Consider the following 21,799-nt stretch of genomic DNA (forward strand, 5'->3'; position numbering starts at 1 on the left):
TCATCGGTCTATCGTTTCAACAATGGGAGACGGTCATGAACGGCAAATGGTTTTCGAAGTTCTCGAGCTACCTTTCCACGCTGACCGGACGTCCGGTCTCGTTCGTGCTGGCGGTCGCGCTGGTCCTGATCTGGGCGCTGACCGGACCGCTGTTCGGTTACAGCGACACATGGCAGTTGGTCATCAACACCTCGACCACCATCGTCACCTTCCTGATGGTCTTCCTCATCCAGAACACGCAGAACCGCGACACCGCGGCCATGCACATCAAGCTCGATGAACTGATCCGCGCCATGGAAGGTGCGCACAACGCGTTGCTCGATCTGGAAGAACTCGACGAGAAGGAACTGGCGCGCTTTCGCAAACGCTACGAAGCGCTTGCCGACGCGGCGCGTCTGGCGTTGCGGCAGGGCAATCCCGATACCGATTCACCCTTCATCGACGACTCGAATGGCGAGCGTCGCTGAAGACGTCGATGAAAACGACGGGCGGCGAAAAGCGCAGCGCGAAAGCCCGTCAGTTTCACCCAACCAAACAGGAATCCCGCGAGCGTTGTGCTGTGTTGAAGGGGATGGCGACTTGCGTTGAAGTGCGACGCACGAGTATTCATCTGCGCTCACTAAAGTTACTGCTGCGTTGAGCCGTAAGTCCAGAGAGTATGGCTGCCATGGCATCAATGTTTCGCTGCAAGGGCATCGGCAGTCATGCCCGCGCAGTGGCTCCCCCCTGTCAACGGCTCGCCCGCGAGCCTACCGATGAAAGCTCATGAAAGTCACTTCGTTGCGAACCCGGATTCTGCTCATCACGTCTCTGACAGTGATCGGCGCGTTGATCCTTTCAGGCATCACGACTTACGTGGTCGTGCGCGACAGCATGATGTCCAGCATCGAGCAAACGCTCTCCGCCGTGGCCGATGGTAGCGCCGGCACCATCGAGCGCTGGTCCGCCGACAAGGCACAGGCCGTCGTCGCCACGTCGCAGGTCGTCGAGAAAGGCGACCCGGCAGGTCTCGTGAAGCTCATGGGCAAGACCAACGACTTCCCGATCACGAGCATCGGCTGGTCGGACAAGACGTTCTTCTCCACCGCCCCCACGCCACCGGACTACGACCCGACCGCGCGCCCCTGGTACAAGAGTGCGGTAGCCGCCGGCAAGCTGACGCTCACCAAGCCGTATGGCGATTCGTCGACGGGCATTCCTTACGTAGCATTCACCACACCGCTCGTACGCGACGGGCAGACCATCGGCGCCCTCAGCGGCGCCGTGGCGCTCACGGGCGTGCAGGACATCATCAAGGCCGTGCACCCGACGCCGTCGAGCCTCGCGCTCGTGGTCTCCGGCGACGGTCAGGTGATCGCCCACCCCGATAGCAAGTACTCGCTCAAGCCGTCTACCGATGTGTCGGCCACCCTCACCGCCGATTCGCTGGTCGCGATGAGCGCCGACGGCGCCAAGCCGGTGTCGATGGAGTTGTCCGGCACGACCAAGCTGCTCAGGGCCAAGCGCATTCCGGGCACCGACTGGTATCTGGTCGTCGCTCTCGACCGCGCCGAAGCCACCGCCGGTCTCACGCATGTGCTCACGGCCACCGTCGTCACGCTCGTCGTGCTCACGCTGGCTGCGCTGCTGATCGCGTCGATCTTCACATCCCGCGCGTTCAAGCGTCTGTCGATGGTGCGCGATGCGATGGACACCATCGGTTCGGGCGACGGCGACATGACGCGGCGTCTGGACGTCTCCGGTCAGGACGAAGTGGCGCAGATCTCGAAGTCGTTCAATGCCTTCGTCGACAAGATCAGCACGGTCATGGTGGACGTACGCACCGGCGTGTCGTCGATGACCTCGGCCACGAGCGAGATCGAAATGGGCAACCGCGATCTGTCGCAACGCACGGAGGCGTCGGCGGGGTCGTTGCAGGAGACGTCCTCGGCCCTCACGCAGCTGACGTCCAGCGTCAAGCAGACCGCCGACACCGCCGAGCATGCGACGCGTCTGGCCAACGATGCGAGCGCCGCCGCCGCACGCGGCGGTCAGGTCGTGACCGACGCCGTGGGCACCATGGCCGCCATCACCCAGTCGTCGGAGCGCATCACCGAGATCATCAGCGTGATCGACGGCATTGCCTTCCAGACCAACATCCTCGCGCTCAACGCGGCAGTGGAAGCCGCTCGCGCCGGCGAGCAGGGTCGCGGCTTCGCCGTGGTGGCGGGCGAAGTCCGTACGCTGGCGCAGCGCAGTGCGGCGGCGGCGCAGGAGATCAAGGCGCTGATCGAGACGTCGGTGCAGAACGTGAAGAGCGGGACCGAACGCGTGCAGGCGGCGGGCACAACGATGAACGAGATCGTCGATGGCATCACCCGCGTGCAGCGTCTGGTGAGCGAGATTCACGGGGCGATGACGGAGCAGAGCGCGGGCATCAGCCAGATCGACCGCTCGGTGTCGGAGATGGATCAGGCCACACAGCAGAACGCCGCGCTGGTGGAAGAGTCGGCGGCCGCGTCGGCCATGCTCAGCGAACAGGCCCGCGTGCTCGCGGAGACGGTCGCGCGCTTCCGTCTGCGTGAAGGCCATGCCATCGACGCTCACGGCTTTGGCGGCGGCCACGCATCGTCGCTGTCGCTGGTCGGCGGTTCGCAGCGGCTTGCGGCGTGACGCCAGGGACCGGGGCACGGCACAGATAGAGATAGAGACAAAGACCGAGACAAACCACGTTGGCACGGGCGCGAGCGGCGAGTACGCGCTTTCCGATGAACACGGACGACGAGGGCGGGGCGGTTTCGTGAGCGAAGCATTCACAAAACTTAATTTTCCCGTTACAATCGCGCTCCCTTGCAGGACAAAGCCGACGTGGTGAAATTGGTAGACACGCTATCTTGAGGGGGTAGTGGCGAAAGCTGTGCGAGTTCGAGTCTCGCCGTCGGCACCAAGGTTTCAGAAGGCAGAAGATCGAAAGGTCTTCTGCCTTTTTCGTTTGCCTTGCCCGCTCTTTCTACCCTTTCTGCTTTTTCTACTTTTTGCCGCCTTCGCCCGTTCGTCTCGACGTGAGACGCGCGCCGGCGGCCCGTGCCGCCGACTCATCGCAGCATGCCGGCCTCACGCAGCAGCCGCTGCACCGACGGCCACTGTTCCCGCGAAAACGCCCCCAGCCCGATCCGCTTCCAGTTGCGCTTGACCGCATCGCGCCCGTCGGAACCGTCCGTAAGAAAGCACGCAAGCGCCGCAAGCCGCAACTGCGGCTCCAGACGGCCGAAGTGGAAGATCAGCAGGTGGAACAGCGCGTAACGCGTGTGATCGCCGGACATCCTCGCCTGCCATCGTGCGACGAACGCCCGCCACTCCAGCGTTGCGCCGCCGCGCCGCACGGCCCGGCGCCAATCCGACAAGATGTCCTCGGACGCCGCCTCGCCGAACCCGAGGAATTCCGACTGAAACTGAAACGCCGTATCCGGGTCCGGGGGGACTGGCGGAAACGGCAATAGCCCGGGCGCTTCGGGAATGTTGGCGACGCCCTGAATCTCCTGCGCGACATCGGGCGTCGCGCTCGCGCGTGACGCCTCCTCCATGTCGGACGGCGCGACGAGACTGATATCCGGAATCGGGGACGACATCATGAAGGCACCTCCACAGCAATGGATCGACCAAGATGCCACGCAAAACGCGCCGCCTTTTGCGGTTCGGCGAACCGGCTTCGCAAATCCGGCGGGTTCGGGAATCGGCATGCGGATCGGCGAGGGAAAGGGCGCAAAGCGACGGCGAGCGCACGGATGCTTGGCGGGAACAGTTCCGTTTTCGCGAGCATATGCACCGACGTGAAGCCCGAGAGCATGACCAGACCGGCGAACGACAAGGCGAACGCCACCAGCGGATCCCTGGTGTGGCTCAGTGCGGTAAAGAGCGGTACGGAAAAGAGTGTGGTGCTCACCCCGAAAATCATCAGCACCTTGCGGCGGCCGATCACGTCCGACAGCAGCCCGAACAACGGTTGCAGCGGGACGTCGGCAATGCTTTGCTACCGGTGAAAAGCGGCAACGCGCCGTGCGGCACATTGCCGTCCTGCGTGCTTCCGAAGGGTTGCGGTCACGACGTTCGCGAACCGCTCAATCGGCCGCGTATTGCTTGTCGAGGGCGTCGTAGAACGGCTTGTTCACGAGACGCTGGCGTTCGGCGAACGGCACCACCAGCGACGGGTCTTCGTCCAGCCGACCGCTGTCGCGCAACGTGCCCAGCGCCTTCTGCATGCCGAGCACGGCGCTTTGCAGCGCGGCGTTCGCGTAAAGCACGATGCCGTAACCCAGTTCGGCCAGGCGCGACTGCGATTGCGTCGGCGTCTTCCCGCCGATGACGATGTTGATCAGTTGCGGACGCTCGAAGAGCGCCGGCAGACGTTCGATATCGGCGAGGGTTTCCGTCGCTTCTATGAAGAGAATGTCCGCGCCCGCTTCGATGAAGCGGTGGCCGCGCTCGATGGCGGCGTCGATGCCGTGTACGGCGGCCGCATCGGTGCGGGCGATGATTTGCAGATTGCCGTCTTCACGCGCATCGACGGCGGCCCGGAGCTTGCCGACCATCTCGTCGGCACCGATCACGGCCTTGCCGTTGAAATGGCCGCACTTCTTGGGCAGCACCTGATCTTCGAACTGGATGGCGTCGGCGCCGCTGCGTTCGAGCACGCGGACCGTATGGCGCACGTTCAGCGCGTTGCCGAAGCCGGTGTCGGCATCGACGACGATCGGCAGCGAGACGGCGTCTCGCACGCGCGCGGTGTGCTCGGCGATTTCCGACAGCCCGATGAACGCCAGATCGGGCAGGCCGAGCGACATGTTGGTGACGCCGGCTCCCGTGAGGTACAGCGCCTCGAACCCGGCGTCTTCGATGACGCGCGCCGAGAGGGCGTTAAAGGCGCCGGGCACGAGCAAGCCCCGGCGAGCGTCGACCTTGCGGCGGAATTCGGCGCGGCGTTGTGCGGTCGCGGTTGTCATGATGGCGGTCTCCGTGTGGTGGATCGGTAAATGGAGACAGCTTCCGCAATCTGTGTGCCAGACGATCGGCAACTTGAGAACGAAGAAAAAACAGTCGACAAATCATGAGCTTGTGCTGTGCGGCCCGTTTGCCGCGGCTGTGGCAGAATTCGCGAACGCGACTTGAAACGTTTCATGAAACGCCGGTAAAACACTTCGAGAACAGCGATGTGAAACGCTTCGCAGCGCCATCGGCGCTATCAGCCCCGCCGCCAGCAAACTTCGGAGACAACCGTCATGCCCCCCAGCCTTTCCGATGCGGAGCCGTCGCCCCTCGCCGCATCGCTGCCTGGCGACCCCCGTGCCCGTCGTCCGGGCATCGCTCTCGTGAGCATCAGCCGCTTGCAGACCCTTTGCGAGACGGTCGCCCCGCGTTACACCGATCGCGCGCGTTTTTATGCGGTGCGCGAGGGGTACGGCGCGGCCGTGGCGGCGTTGCAGTCGTACGTGGAATCGGGGGCGGTCGACGTGGTGCTCGCAGCCGGCTCGAACGGCGCGTATCTGCGCGAGAACCTCTGCGTGCCGGTGGTGACGGTGAAGGTCAACGGCTTCGACGTACTCAGTGCAATCACCCGCGCCACGACCACGTGGCCCGACCAGCCGTTGGGGCTGGTGTTGCATGAGACGGTATCGCGCGAACTGGACGACCTCGGCCAGTTGCTGAAGATTCAGATTCGCCAGCGCGCCTACCGCTCGGTGGACGAAGTTCAGAACGCCGTCGACACGCTCGCCGCACAAGGCTGCAAGGTCATCATCGGTCCGGGCATGGCATGCGACTTCGCTCAGCAGGCAGGACTCGAACACGTCTTCCTGTACTCGCTCGGCGCGGTGGAGGAGGCCTTCGAGCGGTCTGTCGAGCTGGCTCGCGTGAGCCGCGAGAAAGAATCGAAGCGCATGCGCCTGAACACCATCGTGGCGCACATGCGCGACGGGGTGGCGGCCTTCGACGAGAACGGGCAACTGGAAGCGGTGAATCCGGCGATGTTCACGCTACTGGATGTGGACGCGGAGCGAATCGCGACCCATGGCGCACGGCAGTTCGAGCTCACGCGCAAACTCGGCCCGATGCTGCGGGAGCTGTCGCAGAATGGCGTGGCCATCGAGGAGCGACTGGAGCATATCGACGGTCGTGCGTTCATCACGAGTTGCGTGCCGATCTACGAGCACGGCATGCGCTCCGGTGCAGTCGTCACGGTGCAGGACGCGCAAATGGCGCAGCGCATCGATCGTTCGTTACGCACGACACAGCGTCCGAAGCATCTCGTGGCGAAGCATGAGCTTACCGACCTGGTCGGTGACTCGCCGCAGATCGAGAAGGTAAGACGTCTCGCACGCGCGGGCGCATCGCACGACGCCACCGTGTTACTGACGGGCGAGAGCGGCACCGGCAAGGAACTGGTTGCGCAGGGCATTCACAACGCGAGTGCGCGACGCGGCAATCCGTTCGTCGCCTTCAACTGTGCGGCATTGCCGGAAGGGTTGATCGAAAGCGAGCTGTTCGGGCATGACGAGGGGGCGTTCACAGGCGCGCGGCGTGGCGGAAAAGCGGGCTTGTTCGAGATCGCCCACACGGGGACGATCTTCCTCGACGAGATCGGCGAGATGCCCGCGGCGATGCAAAGCCGGCTGCTGCGCGTGTTGCAGGAGCGAGAGGTGATGCGGCTCGGCTCGGGGCGTGCGGTGCCGGTCGATGTGCGGGTGATCGCGGCGACGCATCGGGATCTGAATGCGCTGGTCGCCGAGGGACGCTTCCGTGCCGATCTCTACTTCCGTCTGAATTTGCTGCAAGTGACGCTACCGGCGCTGCGCGAGCGGCGCGACGACATTCGTCGGCTCGCACAGACGTTGCTGGCGAGAAACGCGGTGCAGTACGGCCTGGATGCGCGCATGTCGACCTCCATCCTCGACATGCTATCGCCGCTCTTCGCGCGCTATGACTGGCCGGGGAACGTGCGTGAGTTGGATAATCTGCTCGTGCGTGCGGCGATCTATCTCGATCACGATGCCGTCCGACATGGGCAGACATTGCCCGAGGTCTTTCCGGAGTTGCAGCGATTGGGCGCGGGGCATGCATCGGGACCCGCTGCGCAGCGGGCGGCAACGAGCGACGACGACGCACGCCCTCCCGCCGTCACGCGCGAGACCGCCCTTGCGGCGTTGCGGGCGGCGGGTGGCAATCGCGCGTCTGCGGCGCGGTCGCTGGGCATCAGCCGCACCACGTTCTGGCGCCTGATGAAAGCCGGGTAGCGAATGACACGCCCGGCGCAGGCGGTGTCATCGCGTGTGCCGGGCGTCATCCGATATCGGAGAATCCCGTCGAAAGAAAAATGCACTGCCGCTCCAGGCAGCGCATCGTCATCGACGCGATGCAACGGTAAGCGGTGGCGCTCAGATGACGCCTTGCGCGAGCATCGCGTCGGCGACCTTCACGAAGCCCGCAACGTTCGCGCCGTTGACGTAGCTCACCGAACCGTCTGCGCGACGGCCATGCCGGACACAGACCTCGTGGATGCTGCGCATGATGTCGTGCAACCGCGCATCGACTTCCTCGCGCGGCCAGGAGAGGCGCATGGCGTTCTGGCTCATTTCCAGCCCCGATGTTGCGACCCCGCCCGCGTTGCTGGCCTTGCCCGGGGCGTACAGAATGCCTTGGCTTTCGAAGCGCTTCGCGGCTTCGTTGGTCGACGGCATGTTGGCGCCCTCCGCGACGCAGATCACGCCGTTGCGGATCAGCGTTTCGGCGTCGTCGGCGTCGAGTTCGTTTTGCGTGGCGCACGGCAGTGCGACGTCCACCGGGATCTGCCACGGGCGTTCCCCCGCAAGGAACCTGACGCCGGTACGTTTGGCGTAGTCGCTGACGCGGCCGTAGTGATGGTTCTTCACGTCCATCAACTCGGCGAGCTTTTCGGTGGTGAAACCGTCTTCGTCGACGATGGTGCCGCTCGAATCGGAAACGGTGACCACCTTCGCGCCGAGCGCCATCGCTTTCTCGACAGCGTACTGCGCGACGTTGCCCGAACCGGAAACGCTGACGCGCAGACCGTCGAAACTGCGGCCGGCCTGCCTGAGCATCTCTTCGGCGAAGTACACCGTGCCGTAGCCGGTCGCCTCGGGACGAATCAGCGAGCCGCCGAAGGACAGCCCCTTGCCGGTGAAAACGCAATCGGCGCGATTGGAGAGTTTTTTCATCATGCCGGCCATGAAGCCGACTTCACGGCCACCGACGCCGATATCACCGGCGGGCACATCGGTGTCGCTGCCCACATGGCGGAAAAGTTCGCTGACGAACGCCTGACAAAAGCGCATGACTTCGCCGGGACTTTTGCCCTTCGGATCGAAGTCGGCGCCGCCTTTGCCACCGCCCATCGGAAGCGTGGTGAGCGCGTTCTTGAATGTCTGCTCGAAGGCGAGGAATTTGAGGATCGACAGGTTCACCGACGGATGGAAGCGCAGCCCGCCCTTGTACGGTCCGATGGCCGAACTGTGCTGGATGCGATAGCCGCGATTGACCTGCACGTCGCCATGATCGTCGACCCACGAGACGCGGAACATGACGGTGCGCTCCGGTTCGACGAGACGGTCGAGCAAACCGTGTTCGGCATATCTGGGATGCTGCGATATGAACGGCCAAAGGCTCTCCATCACCTCCGTGACAGCTTGCAGGAACTCCGGTTGGCCAGGATTGCGCTCGCGAGTGGCGCGCAGGAAATCGTCAAGTGATTGATATTTCATCTCGGATGCCCATCAATGGTGCTTATTCTTATGCAGAAAAAGCATTTTGCACCATTTAGGATCGCGACATGATCGAAAAAAGAAAAAATCAGGGGAAATACGGTGGTTTGTGCTGTGATCCAATGTAGTGCCAATCAGTTGTGCTGCACTGTTTCGCAGAAGATTTCCCTACATTGCACTTACATTCGATCGAGCACTTTTACCGCGAGTGCCGCAGCCGTGGCGCGGGTTTCCACATGCAGCTTGCGAAACAGATGTTCGAGGTGCTTGTTGACCGTGCGCGGCGCCATGCCGAGGATATCGCCGATGTCGCGATTGGCCTTGCCGCGCGACACCCACAGCAGGACTTCCGCTTCCCGTGCGGTCAGGCCGAAACGCAAGGCGAGTGCATTGCAATGCGCCGTGTCGTCGGCCTCCGTCAGCGTGACGATCCACTCACCTGCCTTCGTCGTGGGTGCGGCCGTGGCCGACCGCCTGACGTTACCCAGCGCGAATTCGTACACGACGTCAGGTGGTGCGCCGTGTGCGAGCCATTCGACGAACCAATGCAGCAAGGGTGCGGGTAATCGCGGGTTGGCCTCGCCTCCCCGCGTATCGCCGCAACTTTCGCGCTCGGTGTCGCCAACCGTGTTTCCGTACGCGGCGATCTGTCGCGCGGCCTGCGGACTCTGCCAGCAAATCGTGCCGTCCCCCGCGACGATGAGCGATGCGCGCGCATCGTGCGACAGCGCCGCTTGCGCGTATGACTGCGCGCGCGAGCGCACCACGTGCGCGCCGATGCGGGCGCATACCTCTTCCGGGCGCACCGGCTTCGTCACATAATCGATCCCCCCCACGCGAAAGCCCCTGACGACATGCTCGCTTTCGGTCAGCGACGTCATGAAAATGATCGGCAGATGCTCATGGCGCGGATCCCGCTTGATCAGCATGCAGGTTTCGAATCCATCCATTGCCGGCATCATCGCGTCGAGCAGCACCACATCGGGCGTGACGCGCGACAGACACTTCAACGCGGCCTCGCCGCTGAGTGCGACGAGCACGGCATAACCGTTCGCTTGCAGGGTATCGGAGAGGAACGCGAGATTGTCGGGCGTATCGTCCACGATAAGCACGACAGGGCGGTTTCCCAGCCACTCGGACGGGTCGCTCGTCGTCGCCCGGACATCAGGCGCGAGTGGCACGGGACAGGCTGGCCAGTTCATTCTCGAATTCCCTTAACTTAAAGCGCTCGGCAAGGGCACGTAGCGTGTCGATCCGCGCGGACAAGGCAGGATGCGCAGCGCGCGCCGCGTCGAGTTGTTCGATCACCCCCTGCACATAACCGACATCGAGATGCTCGCGAATGCGCAGCAAGAACGGCGCCAACAAGGCAGTGCCGGTCGATGCCGACAGGGTGGCGGCATCGGCAGCATCGGATGGAATGGCGGTGGCATCGCTGGCATCGGTGGTGGCGGGGAGCACCGGTGCGTCGGCGGCAATCCACTCGAGCGAGAGCAGTTGCGCGAGCTTATCCAGCAACAGATTCACCCGCAGCGGCTTGGCCAGATAGCCGGCGCAACCTGTCGCGCTGGCGCGTTCCCGGTCGTCGGCGAAAGCATTCGCGGAGAGCAGCACGACGGGCGCATCGGACAACTGGTTCTCGCGAATCAGACGACTCGTTTCATAGCCGTCCATCAACGGCATCGAGATATCCATGATGATCGCGTCGGCGGTATGGGTGCCCAGCCACCTCAGCGCATCCGGCCCGCTGCCGACCTCCGTCACATCGAAACCCAGCGGGGTGAGCAATTGCACCACGATGCCGCGCTGGTCGGCGAGATCGTCGACGACCAGAATCGCGCGGCGAGGCCCCGTGTATCCGCGAATCGCCGCCAACTCGGTGTAGACATCGGGGGCGCTTTGCACGGCCGGCGCAAAGAGCTTGACGACGAAGTGCGTGCCGCGTCCGACCTCGCTGTGCACGTCGAGACTGCCACCGAGCGCGTGGGTGAGCAAGCGGCAGATCGTCAGCCCCAGCCCCGCGCCGTGATCGTCCGCATGCGCCGCGTCGCCACGCTCGAACGGCAGGAAAAGACGCGCCATCTCTTCGGAGGGAATACCGGGGCCCGTATCGATCACTTCGAATTTCAGCGTGTCGAGCGCGTGACTCACACGCAACGTCACCGTTCCGGCCGCCGTGAAGCGAATCGCATTGCCGATCAGATTGGTGAGAATCTGCCCGAGGTACTTCTGATCGCATTTCACCGTCGCAGGAATTCGACCGACCACCTGCACGTCGAAGGCGAGTGCCTTTTCCATCGCCAACGGACTCATCATCGACGACACATGCGACACGAAATCGGTGAGCGACACTTTCGTGATGTTCAGTTGCAGCTTGCCCGCTTCGATGCGCGCCACGTCGAGCAGTCCGTCCACCAGCGCGAGCAAATGCTCGCCACTTCGGTGAATCGTGCGCACGGCGTTGTAACGCGTTGGCGATAATTCGTCCCGGGCTTGCATCAGCAGTTGTGCATAACCGAGGATACTGTTGAGCGGCGTGCGAAGTTCATGGCTGAGTCCGGAGACGTAGCGACTCTTGGCCTGATTCGCCGATTCGGCGGCGGCGGTTGCCCGCTTGAGCGCTTCGTCGGTTTTCTGGTGCGCGTCGATCTCCTGGATCAGCAACTCGTTTTGTCGCTGCGACTCCTCTTCCGTGACGCGCCGGCTCTCGCGCTCCAGCACGAACCACCACGCGGCAATGCAGCCCACCAGCGCGAGTGAGAAGAATATCTTCAGGAAGCTGCTCGCGATGATCCCGCCTTCGGCGTCGCTGATCGACGCCATGCTTTGCGTCCAGATCAGATAGAGCACGCCGGCCAGCACCGCCAGTATCGCGAGCACGAGGCTGGCGTAGCGAATCAGCCGCAACGCCGCCGGCCCGAGGCGCAGGCGCGGAAACACACGGTGCAGCGCCCGGTCGGCCTGCACCGAAAAGCGCGCATGCGGCTTGCAGCGATCGTGGCAACGCGAGTCAAGCGAACAGCACAACGAGCAGATCGTGCCGCCGTAGGCCGGGCAGTGCGCCGTGTCCTCCGGCTCGAAGGCATGCTCGCAGATCGCACACTTGAGCGACCGCGCATCGCCGGTCGATTGCGGTTTGCGGGCGAGGTAATACTCGCCGCGCGTGGCGATGGCGATGCCCGGCGCGCAAACGAACGCCACACCGAAGGCGAGAAACAGCGACATCGCTTCGCCAAGCTCACCGAAGACACCCGCGCGAGCCGTCAGCGCCGCCACGACACCGAGCAACATCGCGCCCAGACCGACGGGATTCACATCGTAGAGATGGGCACGCTTGAATTCGATATGACGCGGACTGTAGCCGAGCGGCTTGTTGATGACGAGGTCCGCACACAGCGCGCCGACCCACGCAACGGCGACGTTCGCATAAAGCGAAAGCACTTTGCCGATGACCTCGAAGACGCCGATCTCGACGAGCAACAACGCGATCATCACGTTGAAGACGAGCCAAACCACGCGTCCCGGATGGCTGTGCGTGAGACGCGCAAAGAAGTTCGACCAGGCGAGCGAGCCCGCATAGGCATTCGTCACGTTGATCTTGAGTTGCGAGACGATGACGAACAGTGTCATCACCGGCAGCGCCCAGCTCGCCAGGCCCGCCGGATCGAGCAGGATGTGATACGCGACGAGGTACATCTGCGTGGGCTGCGCCGCCTGCGCGACATCCACCTCGTTCTGAATGGCAACGAACGCGAGAAATGCGCCGCCGAGCATCTTCAGCGCACCGGGCACGATCCAGCCCGGGCCGGCCGATAACAGCGCCAGCCACCATCGCTTCCGATTTCGGGACGTCAGCGGCGGCAGGAACCGCAGATAGTCCACCTGCTCGCCGATCTGGACGATCAGCGCGAACACGACCGTCGACGCCTGCCCGAATGCAATCAGGCTGAACGCCCGGCCTTGGGGCGCAAAGCCCGCGAAGGTGGTCCACTCGCCGACCAGCCCGGGGTGATGCCACAGGAGCGCCGCGTAAGGCAGCACGAACAGCACGATCCACAGCGGCTGTGTCCAGCTTTGCAAGCGGTTGATCAGCGTGATGCCGAACATCACCAGCGGAATGACGACGAGCGAACTCACGACATACGCGATCGCCAGCGAAATGTGGAAATACAGCTGCAACGCGAGCGCCATGATGGCCGCTTCGAGCGCGAAGAAAAGAAACGTGAAGATCGCGTAAAGAAACGACGTCACCGTCGAGCCGATGTAGCCGAATCCCGCACCGCGCGTGAGCAGATCCATGTCCACGCCGTACCGCGCCGCGTAGTAGCTGATCGGCAGGCTCGTCAGAAAAATCAGGATCGAGACGGCGGCGATCGCCCAGACCGCATTCGTGAAGCCGTAATTGATGACAAGGCTGCCGCCGATCGCCTCGAGCACCAGAAACGACACGCCGCCGATCGCGGTACTGGCGACGCGCGCTTCCGACCAGCGCCGAAACGAACGTGGCGTAAAGCGCAGGGCGTAGTCCTCCAGCGTCTCGTCGCCGACCCATGCGTTGTAATCGCGCCGCACCTTGACGATGCGCTGGGTACTGGGCGCGGTTACTGAACTTTGGTGCATCTTGGCCATGAAGACGTGCAGACGATCCGGATTGGTGCAAAAACGTCGTAGACAACGCGGGTGTAAGGCCCGAAGCAAATTACATTCCACCGCTCCCCTCGGGGAATACGTCAATCGACGTATTTCGATCGCCAAATTGGCTCCCTACATTGCGTTCAAACCCGTGTAACCCGCCCGACGCGCCTTCGCACAGGGCCTAAGACCAGGAGAACGTGATGTCCGCAGACGATCGATTCGAAGATGACGAGCGCATGGCTTCGCCGTTGCGCAGGCGACTGCTCGGCGGGCTCGCCGCTGCGCCGCTCATGGCGCTGGGCTTGCCGCGCACGTCATTCGCTCAGGTGCCCCCGACGGCCAAGGTGAACACGACGGGCCTCGCCGTCACCGACACCACCGTCACCGTCGGCCAGTTGCACTCGGCGACCGGCACGATGGCGATCTCGGAAACGGGCTCGATTCAGGCAGAACGGCTCGCGATCGAACAGATCAACGCCATGGGCGGCGTGCTCGGCCGCAAGATCAACGTCATTCAGGAAGACGGTGCGTCCGACTGGCCGACCTACGCCGAAAAGTCCAAGAAGCTGCTCGAAAACGACCATGTCGCTGCGGTGTTCGGTTGCTGGACATCGGCCTCGCGCAAGGCCGTGCTGCCCGTGTTCGAGAAAGACAACGGCTTGCTTTACTACCCCACGTTCTACGAGGGCCTGGAGCAATCGAAGAACGTCTTCTATACCGGCCAGGAAGCCACGCAGCAGATTCTCTGGGCGCTCGACTGGGCGTCGAACACGAAGAAGGCGAAGACCTTCTTCCTGATCGGCTCCGATTACATCTGGCCGCGCACGTCGAACAAGATCGCGCGTCGCCATATCGAGCAGCATCTCAAGGCGAAGGTCGTCGGCGAGGAGTATTACCCGCTCGGCACAACCGAATTCAATTCGCTGATGAACAAGATCAAGCTCGCACGCCCCGACTGCATTTTCGCAACGGTGGTGGGCGGGTCTAACGTCGCGTTCTACAAGCAACTCAAGGCCGCCGGCATTACGCCGCAAAAGCAGTTCCTCCTCACGCTGTCCGTCACGGAAGACGAAGTGCTGGGCATCGGCGGCGAGAACTTCGCGGGCTTCTATTCCTCGATGAAGTACTTCCAGTCGCTCGATAACGACAACAACAAGAAGTTCGTGTCCGCCTTCAAGGCGCGCTACGGCGCGAAGTCGGTGATCGGCGACGTGACGCAGGCTGCCTACCTCGGGCCGTGGATCTGGAAAGCCGCGTGCGAGCGTGCCGGCAGCTTCGACGTGAACAAGGTCGTCGCCGCGTCGGCCGGCATCGAGCTGGCCAATGCGCCGCAGGGCTACGCGAAGGTCGACCCGAACCATCACCTGTGGAGCCGTTCACTGATCGGCGAGGGACAGGCCGACGGCCAGTTCAAGGTCGTGGCGAGTTCGCCGGAGCCGATCCATCCGGATCCGTTCCCGAAGGGCTACATGTAATCCGTCAACCCGCACAGGCGCGATGACCGCACGGTCGTCGCGCGAGGAGCGTCAGATGTCCGCCAACGACATTTTCAATATCACGCTGATGCAGGGCTTTGCGGGACTGAGCCTGTTCAGCGTTTTGCTACTGATGGGACTCGGGCTCGCCGTCATCTTCGGGCAGATGGGCGTGATCAACATGGCGCACGGCGAGTTCATGACCATCGGCGCCTATACGGTCTACATGTTCTCGTGGGTGACGCAGAACGTCTGGCCGGTGTTCGCGCCGGTGTACTTCTTCTTCGCCATCGTCGCCGCCTTCGTGTTCGCCTTCGCGGCGGGATGGCTCGCGGAATGGGCGCTGATCCGGCATCTGTACCGACGACCGCTCGACACGCTCCTCGCGACCTGGGGCCTGAGCCTCGGCATGCAGCAAGTGTTTCGTTCGACGTTCGGACCGAAGGAAGTCAGCCCGGCGCTGCCCGACTGGCTGATGGGATCGTGGGAGCCGGCGCCGGGTCTCGACATTCCCATCAGCGGCATGTTCGTGATGGCGCTCGCGCTCGTCATGACGGGCGGCCTCCTGCTCGCGCTGTATCGCTCCCGCTGGGGCCTGCGCGTGCGAGCCACGGTCGCTAATCGCCCCATGGCGAACGCCGCAGGGATCAACACGCGTCGCACCGATCGCATGACGTTCGCCATCGGGTGCGGCATCGCCGGTGTGGCCGGGGCGGCCTTCACCGCCATCGGCTCGACGGGCCCCACCAGCGGTTCGCTCTACATCGTCGATTCGTTCCTGGTGGTGACCTTCGGCGGCGCCGCAAGTCTGCTCGGTACGGTCGCGTCGGCGTTCGGCATCGCACAAATGCAGTCGATCAGCGAATTCTTCCTTTCCGGCTCGATTGCCCGTGTGCTCACGCTGCTGACCGTCGTGGTCATTCTGATGATGCGCCCGCAAGGTCTGTTCGCCTCGAAAGTCCGGCGCGTATGACCGAGCCGCATGACACGGCTTCACGGCACAGCGTCTTGCGGCGCAGGTGTCGGCCGTGAACCGACGACCGGCGCTTCCGGGCGCCGGTCGTCTACCGAATCTTCTGTATGGAGAGATGTATATGGAACCCATCCAAACCGCGGCGGGCGGCGTCTCCCTCCGACCGGAGCCGCAGGCGGCGTCCAGCGGCTGGCGCGCAACGCTCGCGCGCTTCGACGCGTCGGGTTACGCGGGCATCGTGATACTTGCTGCGCTCATCGTCGTGGTGTTTCCGCTCGCGCTCGATACCTTCCGTCTGAATCTCATGGGCAAGTATCTGACCTACGCATTCGTGGCGATCGGTCTGGTCATCGCGTGGGGTTATGGCGGCGTGCTCAGTCTCGGACAAGGGGTTTTCTTCGGGCTCGGCGGTTACGCGATGGCCATGTTTCTCAAGCTCGAAGCGTCGAGCCCGGCCGCCACGAGCACGCAGACCACCCCCGGCATTCCGGATTTCATGGACTGGAACCAGCTCACCGCGTTGCCGGATTGGTGGAAGCCGTTTCACTACCTGCCGGTCTCGATTCTCGCGGTACTGATCGTTCCGACGGTGCTCGCGTTCGTGATCGGTTACGCGATGTTCAAGCGGCGAGTCGGCGGGGTGTACTTCGCCATCATCACGCAGGCGGTCGCGCTGATTTTGTCGGTGCTCATCATCGGGCAGCAGGGATACACCGGCGGGGTGAACGGTATCACCGACCTGCGCACGTTGCTCGGCTGGGACATTCGTACGGACCACGCGAAGCTCATTCTTTACTTCGTCAACGCGGCATTGCTGATCGTCGCGTTGCTGGTGTGCCGCTGGGTGCAGCGCGGCAAGCTGGGCACGTTGCTGCTGGCGATGCGCGACAAGGAAGATCGCGTGCGCTTCTCCGGCTACGACGTCTCGATGTTCAAGGTGTTCTCGTTCTGCTTCGCGGCGTTGCTCGCCGCCGTGGGGGGCGCGATGTTCACGCTTCAGGTCGGCTTCATGTCGCCGTCGTTCGTCGGCATCGTGCCGTCCATCGAAATGGTGATCTATGCGGCGGTTGGCGGACGCATGTCGCTTGTCGGTGCGGTGTACGGCGCGATCCTCGTGAATCTGGGCAAGAGCTGGTTCTCGGAGAGTTTCCCCAACCTCTGGCTGTATCTGATGGCAGCGATGTTCATCGGTGTTGTGATGGCTTTCCCGAACGGACTGGCCGGTCTCTACGAGGCGCATGTGCGTCCGCGCATTCGCCGTTTCCTGGGCGCCGAGAACAAAGGAGCATGACGCATGAGCAACACCGACTTTCTGTTGGCGGTCGAGGACCTGAGCGTGTCGTTCGACGGTTTCAAGGCCATCGATTCGCTGAATCTGTATCTGGAGCGCGGCGAACTGCGAGTGGTGATCGGACCGAACGGCGCTGGCAAGACCACGCTGCTCGATCTCATCTGCGGCAAGACGAAAGAGACGGCCGGCAGCATCAAGTTTCGCAACGAGGAAATTACGAGGCTGGCTGAATTCCGGCGCGTACACAAAGGGATCGGTCGCAAATTCCAGACACCGTCGATCTATGAAAACCTGAGCGTCGCGCAAAACCTCGAAGTGTCGTTCCCGAGAGGCCGTGGCGTGTTCGGCGCGTTGCTCTACCGCACCGATTCCGAGGTGGCGGACCGCGTGCGTGCCGTCGCGGACGAAATCGGACTGTCGGCGTCGCTGGACTTCGAAGCCGGCCTGCTGTCGCACGGGCAGAAGCAGTGGTTGGAAATTGGTATGCTGCTTATGCAGGATCCCGAACTGTTGATGCTCGACGAGCCGATTGCCGGCATGAGTGTGCGCGAGCGCGAATTGACGGCGGAGCTGCTCGACCGAATCTGTCGGAACCGTTCGATGATCGTTATCGAGCACGATATGGCGTTCGTCGAGCGGATCGCACACAAAGTCACCGTGATGCATCAGGGGAAGATTCTCGCCGAGGGCCCGATGGCCAAGGTGCAGTCCGATCCCCGGGTGATCGATGTTTATCTCGGACACTGATCGGAGGACACATCATGTTGGAAGTCGATGATCTCGTCGTCAGCTATGGTCAGAGCGAGGTGCTTCACGGTATCGGGTTTTCCGTCGCCAGTGGCGAGAGCGTTGCCGTGATGGGACGCAATGGCATGGGCAAGACGACGCTGTTCAAATCGTTGATCGGCATGTTGCCCGCCAATCGCGGCACCGTTCGCGTGGGCGGTGTCGATGTGTCGAAGGACGAGAGTTTTCGTCGGGTGGCCAAAGGGATCGGTTACGTGCCGCAGGGGCGTCAGATCTTTGCCTCGCTCACCGTCGAGGAGAACATTCAGACGGGTCTCGAAAACGCCGCGAGTCAGTCCGTTCCCGACGATCTCTACGCGCTGTTCCCCGTGTTGTTCGACATGCGCCGTCGCAAGGGCGGCAACCTCTCGGGCGGGCAGCAACAGCAACTCGCCATTGCACGCGCGCTGGCCACCAATCCCAAGGTATTGCTGCTCGACGAGCCCACGGAGGGGATTCAGCCGTCCGTCATCAAGGATATTGCCCGAGCGCTCAACCAGATACGTGCGACGCGCAACATCGCGGTCGTTGTGTCCGAACAGGTGCTGAGTTTCGCGATGGACGTGGCCGACCGGCTGTTCGTCATCGAGGGCGGACGCTTCGTGCATCAAAGCACGCGCGACGCCAGCGACACCGAGCGTATCCGCGAATACCTGTCTGTGTAACCCGGCGCCACGAGGCGTCATTTGATCGCTGGTGTCTGGCACCGGCATTTAAAACCAGGAGCGAGGGCAATGACTGACACTCTCATCAAGGTCGACCTGAACCAATCCGCCTACGAAAACGAGCAAGTGCACAACCGTTGGCATCCGGACATTCCGATGGCGTGCTGGGTCAATCCGGGCGACGACTTCATTCTCGAGACGTACGACTGGACCGGCGGCTTCATCAAGAACAACGACAGCGCGGACGACGTGCGCGACATCGACTTGTCCATCGTGCACTTTCTTTCGGGGCCGGTCGGCGTGCATGGTGCGGAGCCCGGCGATCTGCTGGTCGTCGACCTGCTCGACATCGGTGCGAAGCAGGATAGTCAGTGGGGCTTCAACGGCTTTTTCTCGAAGATGAACGGCGGCGGGTTTCTGACCGATCATTTCCCGCACGCACAGAAATCGATCTGGGATTTCCACGGTCTTTACACGAGTTCTCGCCATATCCCGGGGGTGAATTTCGCGGGGTTGATTCACCCGGGACTGATCGGTTGTCTTCCCGATCCGAAGTTGCTCGAGACATGGAACGAGCGTGAAGTCGGCCTCATTGCGACGCAGCCGGATCGTGTGCCGCCGTTGGCGAATCCGCCGTTTGCGGCCACGGCTCACATGGGCAAGCTCACGGGCGATGCGCGCAACAAGGCGGCCGCCGAGGGCGCGCGCACGGTTCCGCCGCGCGAGCACGGCGGGAACTGCGACATCAAGGATCTTTCGCGCGGCTCCAAGGTGTTTTTCCCGGTGTATGTGGACGGGGCAGGATTGTCCGTCGGCGATCTTCACTTCAGTCAGGGCGACGGCGAGATCACCTTCTGCGGCGCCATCGAGATGGCCGGCTGGGTGCATATGCGCGTAAACGTCATCAAGGGTGGCATGGCGAAGTACGGCATTCGCAATCCGGTGTTCCAGCCGAGTCCGATCACGCCGGCGTACAACGACTATCTGATTTTCGAGGGCATTTCGGTCGACGAGCAGGGCGGGCAGCACTATCTGGACGTAACGGTCGCTTATCGCCAGGCGTGTCTGAACGCCATCGAGTATCTGAAGAAGTTCGGTTACTCGGGGGCGCAGGCGTACTCGTTGTTGGGTTGTGCGCCGGTGCAGGGGCACATCAGCGGCGTGGTCGACATTCCGAATGCGTGTGCGACGTTGTGGTTGCCGACGCAGATTTTCGACTTCGACATCCGGCCGAATGCCGACGGGCCGATTCGTCATGTGAAGGGTGGCGTCGACATGCCGTGTTCGCCGGATCTGGTGAAAGCCTGACGCAGCGAACGTCACGAACACCGCAACGCGTTAAGACATCAGGAGGCAGACATGCCGATTTACGACTTCGAATGTGCGACGTGCGGGCCGTTCACCGTGATGCGGCGGATCGCGGATCGCGACACGCCGTGTCACTGTCCCGATTGCGGCAGCGAGGGCACGCGCGTGATGACGGCGCCGGCGCTGGCATTGATGGGAAATGCGAATCGCGCGGCGCATGCCACGAACGAGCGCGCGGCGCATGCGCCGCGACATTCGGGTGACGGGCCGTCGTCGCGTCACCGGCCCGGATGCAGTTGCTGCGCCGGCGGCAAGGTGTCGTTGGCGGGGGTGAGTGCGCCGACGTCGGACGCGACAGGTGGGCTGAAGCGGCCGGCAGGGCGGCCCTGGATGATCAGCCATTGATTCGTTGAATGGGTCAGGGGCGGCCCGACTATGCGGGGCCGTGCGACCGGACGATGTGTTTTGAAGGAGAAGGGATTCATGCGACATGGGGATATTTCGAGTAGCCGCGACGGCGTGGGGGTTGCGGTCGTCAACTACAAGATGCCGCGCCTGCATACGAAAGCGGAAGTGTTGGAGAACGCGCGCAAGATCGCGGACATGGTGGTCGGCATGAAGCAGGGACTACCTGGCATGGATCTCGTGATCTTTCCCGAGTATTCCACGCACGGGATCATGTACGACCGTCAGGAGATGTTCGATACTGCGGCGACGGTGCCGGGTGAGGAGACGGATATCTTTGCGGCGGCGTGTCGAAAGGCGAACGTGTGGGGCGTGTTTTCGCTGACGGGCGAGCGGCATGAGGAGCATCCGAACAAGGTCCCTTACAACACGCTGGTGCTGATCGACAATCGCGGGGAGATCGTACAGAAGTACCGCAAGATCATGCCGTGGACGCCGATCGAGGGTTGGTACCCTGGCGATCGGACTTATGTGACGGAGGGGCCGAAGGGGCTGAAGATCAGTCTGATCATTTGCGACGACGGCAACTATCCGGAGATTTGGCGCGACTGCACGATGAACGGTGCGGAGTTGGTCGTGCGTTGTCAGGGGTACATGTATCCCGCCAAGGATCAGCAGGTGCTCGTAGCGAAGGCGATGGCGTGGATGAACAACACGTATGTCGCCGTGGCGAACGCCACGGGCTGGGACGGTGTGTATTCGTACTTCGGCCACTCGGCCATCGTGGGCTTCGACGGCCGCACGCTCGGCGAGTGCGGTGAGGAGGAGATGGGCGTGCAGTACGCCGAGCTTTCCGTGAGCGCGATCCGCGACGCCCGCAAGAACATGCAGTCGCAGAACCATCTTTACAAGCTACTCCACCGTGGCTACACCGGGACGATCCATTCCGGCGAAAGCGTGAACGGCGTGGCCGACTGCCCGTTCGGCTTCTACCGGGATTGGGTGACGGATCCCCAAGCGACGCAGAAAAAGGTCGAGGCCATCACCCGGTCGACACCCGGCACCCCGGAATGCCCGATTGACGGGATTCCCTGCGGGGAAGGGTGAGAAGGAAAAAGCCCCGTAGGTCTTTTGACTTATGGGGCTTTTTGGGGGGATGCGCGCGACGACGTAATATCTGTAGGCTCTCAAAATACTTGACCAACCGCATCTAGAAAAATCAAGGCGTTGTCGATCTTATGTGAAAACACCCTCCACAGATCTCTCAAAAAAGCTGGCACTGCCTAGCTAGATTCTCAAAAAAGTTGACTGCGCACCTCAAGGCTGCCGCAGTCAGCGATTAAATAATTCTTACGCACTCTCGTGACATGCCCCCTTCAATCGGGCCAATGGGCTTCTAGCAAAGTCCCTTTAAACCAACTCCTGGAAAGCGGTAGGAGCGTCCGCGGTTGCTCGATGTTTCGCCGCAAACTCTGACGGCGCAAGGTAGTTCAGTGCGCTGTGCGGCCTTT

Annotated in this window: 17 protein-coding genes and 1 tRNA gene; 12 read left to right on the forward strand and 6 right to left on the reverse strand. The window is 62.7% G+C overall.

Translation table 11 applies throughout. The features are described 5' to 3' along the window. The first annotated feature begins 35 nt into the window (after window positions 1–35). The 3 genes from PAN31108_RS05310 to PAN31108_RS05320 all read left to right on the forward strand — a co-directional run bounded on the left by PAN31108_RS05310 (window position 36) and on the right by PAN31108_RS05320 (window position 2,926). Window positions 36–467, forward strand: a complete 432-nt coding sequence (locus tag PAN31108_RS05310) for a low affinity iron permease family protein (RefSeq protein ID WP_150667810.1) — start codon at window positions 36–38, stop codon at window positions 465–467. A gap of 298 nt (window positions 468–765) precedes the next feature. Beyond that, complete coding sequence (locus PAN31108_RS05315) at window positions 766–2,652, forward strand: methyl-accepting chemotaxis protein (RefSeq protein ID WP_150667811.1); 1,887 nt, start codon at window positions 766–768, stop codon at window positions 2,650–2,652. A gap of 189 nt (window positions 2,653–2,841) precedes the next feature. Continuing rightward, window positions 2,842–2,926 (forward strand) — tRNA-Leu (locus PAN31108_RS05320). Window positions 2,927–3,074: 148 nt separating this feature from the next. Here PAN31108_RS05320 and PAN31108_RS05325 read toward each other — a convergent pair. The 3 genes from PAN31108_RS05325 to PAN31108_RS05335 all read right to left on the reverse strand — a co-directional run bounded on the left by PAN31108_RS05325 (window position 3,075) and on the right by PAN31108_RS05335 (window position 4,979). Next, window positions 3,075–3,611 carry a hypothetical protein gene (locus PAN31108_RS05325; protein ID WP_150667812.1) on the reverse strand — a complete coding sequence of 179 codons (537 nt, stop codon included), beginning with the start codon at window positions 3,609–3,611 and terminating at the stop codon, window positions 3,075–3,077. Further along, a complete protein-coding gene (locus PAN31108_RS05330) occupies window positions 3,608–3,979 on the reverse strand; it encodes a hypothetical protein (protein WP_246183785.1) in 372 nt (123 codons plus the stop codon). The genes PAN31108_RS05325 and PAN31108_RS05330 overlap by 4 nt, the downstream gene beginning before the upstream one ends. A 118-nt stretch (window positions 3,980–4,097) precedes the next feature. Next, window positions 4,098–4,979 carry an isocitrate lyase/PEP mutase family protein gene (locus PAN31108_RS05335; protein WP_150667814.1) on the reverse strand — a complete coding sequence of 294 codons (882 nt, stop codon included), beginning with the start codon at window positions 4,977–4,979 and terminating at the stop codon, window positions 4,098–4,100. Window positions 4,980–5,255: 276 nt separating this feature from the next. On the opposite strand from PAN31108_RS05335, the gene prpR reads away from it, so the two are divergent. After that, on the forward strand, window positions 5,256–7,265 hold the full coding sequence (prpR, locus tag PAN31108_RS05340; RefSeq protein ID WP_150667815.1) for a propionate catabolism operon regulatory protein PrpR: 2,010 nt from the start codon (window positions 5,256–5,258) through the stop codon (window positions 7,263–7,265). 141 nt (window positions 7,266–7,406) lie between these two features. On the opposite strand, the gene gdhA is transcribed toward prpR, so the two are convergent. From gdhA to PAN31108_RS05355, 3 genes are all read right to left on the reverse strand, one after another. After that, window positions 7,407–8,750, reverse strand: a complete 1,344-nt coding sequence (gene gdhA, locus PAN31108_RS05345) for an NADP-specific glutamate dehydrogenase (protein WP_150667816.1) — start codon at window positions 8,748–8,750, stop codon at window positions 7,407–7,409. A gap of 179 nt (window positions 8,751–8,929) precedes the next feature. Beyond that, a complete protein-coding gene (locus PAN31108_RS05350; protein ID WP_150667817.1) occupies window positions 8,930–9,952 on the reverse strand; it encodes a response regulator transcription factor in 1,023 nt (340 codons plus the stop codon). Continuing rightward, the gene (locus tag PAN31108_RS05355; RefSeq protein WP_370819574.1) at window positions 9,915–13,370 is read right to left on the reverse strand and encodes a hybrid sensor histidine kinase/response regulator; all 3,456 of its coding nucleotides are present in this window, start codon (window positions 13,368–13,370) and stop codon (window positions 9,915–9,917) included. Before PAN31108_RS05355 ends, PAN31108_RS05350 begins: the two co-directional genes overlap by 38 nt. A gap of 215 nt (window positions 13,371–13,585) precedes the next feature. Between PAN31108_RS05355 and urtA the strand changes: the two genes are divergently transcribed. From urtA to PAN31108_RS05395, 8 genes are all read left to right on the forward strand, one after another. Next, the gene (gene urtA / locus PAN31108_RS05360; RefSeq protein ID WP_150667819.1) at window positions 13,586–14,860 is read left to right on the forward strand and encodes an urea ABC transporter substrate-binding protein; all 1,275 of its coding nucleotides are present in this window, start codon (window positions 13,586–13,588) and stop codon (window positions 14,858–14,860) included. A gap of 55 nt (window positions 14,861–14,915) precedes the next feature. Beyond that, the gene (gene urtB, locus PAN31108_RS05365) at window positions 14,916–15,833 is read left to right on the forward strand and encodes an urea ABC transporter permease subunit UrtB (protein ID WP_150667820.1); all 918 of its coding nucleotides are present in this window, start codon (window positions 14,916–14,918) and stop codon (window positions 15,831–15,833) included. 121 nt (window positions 15,834–15,954) lie between these two features. After that, on the forward strand, window positions 15,955–17,124 hold the full coding sequence (gene urtC, locus PAN31108_RS05370; RefSeq protein ID WP_150667821.1) for an urea ABC transporter permease subunit UrtC: 1,170 nt from the start codon (window positions 15,955–15,957) through the stop codon (window positions 17,122–17,124). A gap of 3 nt (window positions 17,125–17,127) precedes the next feature. Then, on the forward strand, window positions 17,128–17,871 hold the full coding sequence (urtD, locus tag PAN31108_RS05375) for an urea ABC transporter ATP-binding protein UrtD (RefSeq protein WP_150667822.1): 744 nt from the start codon (window positions 17,128–17,130) through the stop codon (window positions 17,869–17,871). 14 nt (window positions 17,872–17,885) lie between these two features. Further along, a complete protein-coding gene (gene urtE / locus PAN31108_RS05380) occupies window positions 17,886–18,575 on the forward strand; it encodes an urea ABC transporter ATP-binding subunit UrtE (RefSeq protein ID WP_150667823.1) in 690 nt (229 codons plus the stop codon). A gap of 69 nt (window positions 18,576–18,644) precedes the next feature. Further along, window positions 18,645–19,883, forward strand: a complete 1,239-nt coding sequence (gene fmdA, locus PAN31108_RS05385) for a formamidase (RefSeq protein WP_150667824.1) — start codon at window positions 18,645–18,647, stop codon at window positions 19,881–19,883. A 51-nt stretch (window positions 19,884–19,934) separates the two neighbouring features. Continuing rightward, window positions 19,935–20,288: an FmdB family zinc ribbon protein gene (locus PAN31108_RS05390; RefSeq protein ID WP_150667825.1), complete on the forward strand. Its 354-nt coding sequence runs from the start codon at window positions 19,935–19,937 to the stop codon at window positions 20,286–20,288. 78 nt (window positions 20,289–20,366) lie between these two features. Then, the gene (locus PAN31108_RS05395; protein WP_150667826.1) at window positions 20,367–21,395 is read left to right on the forward strand and encodes an aliphatic amidase; all 1,029 of its coding nucleotides are present in this window, start codon (window positions 20,367–20,369) and stop codon (window positions 21,393–21,395) included. The last annotated feature ends 404 nt before the right edge of the window (window positions 21,396–21,799 follow it).

It is taken from the genome of Pandoraea anhela, from assembly GCF_902459655.1.
GTDB lineage: Bacteria > Pseudomonadota > Gammaproteobacteria > Burkholderiales > Burkholderiaceae > Pandoraea > Pandoraea anhela.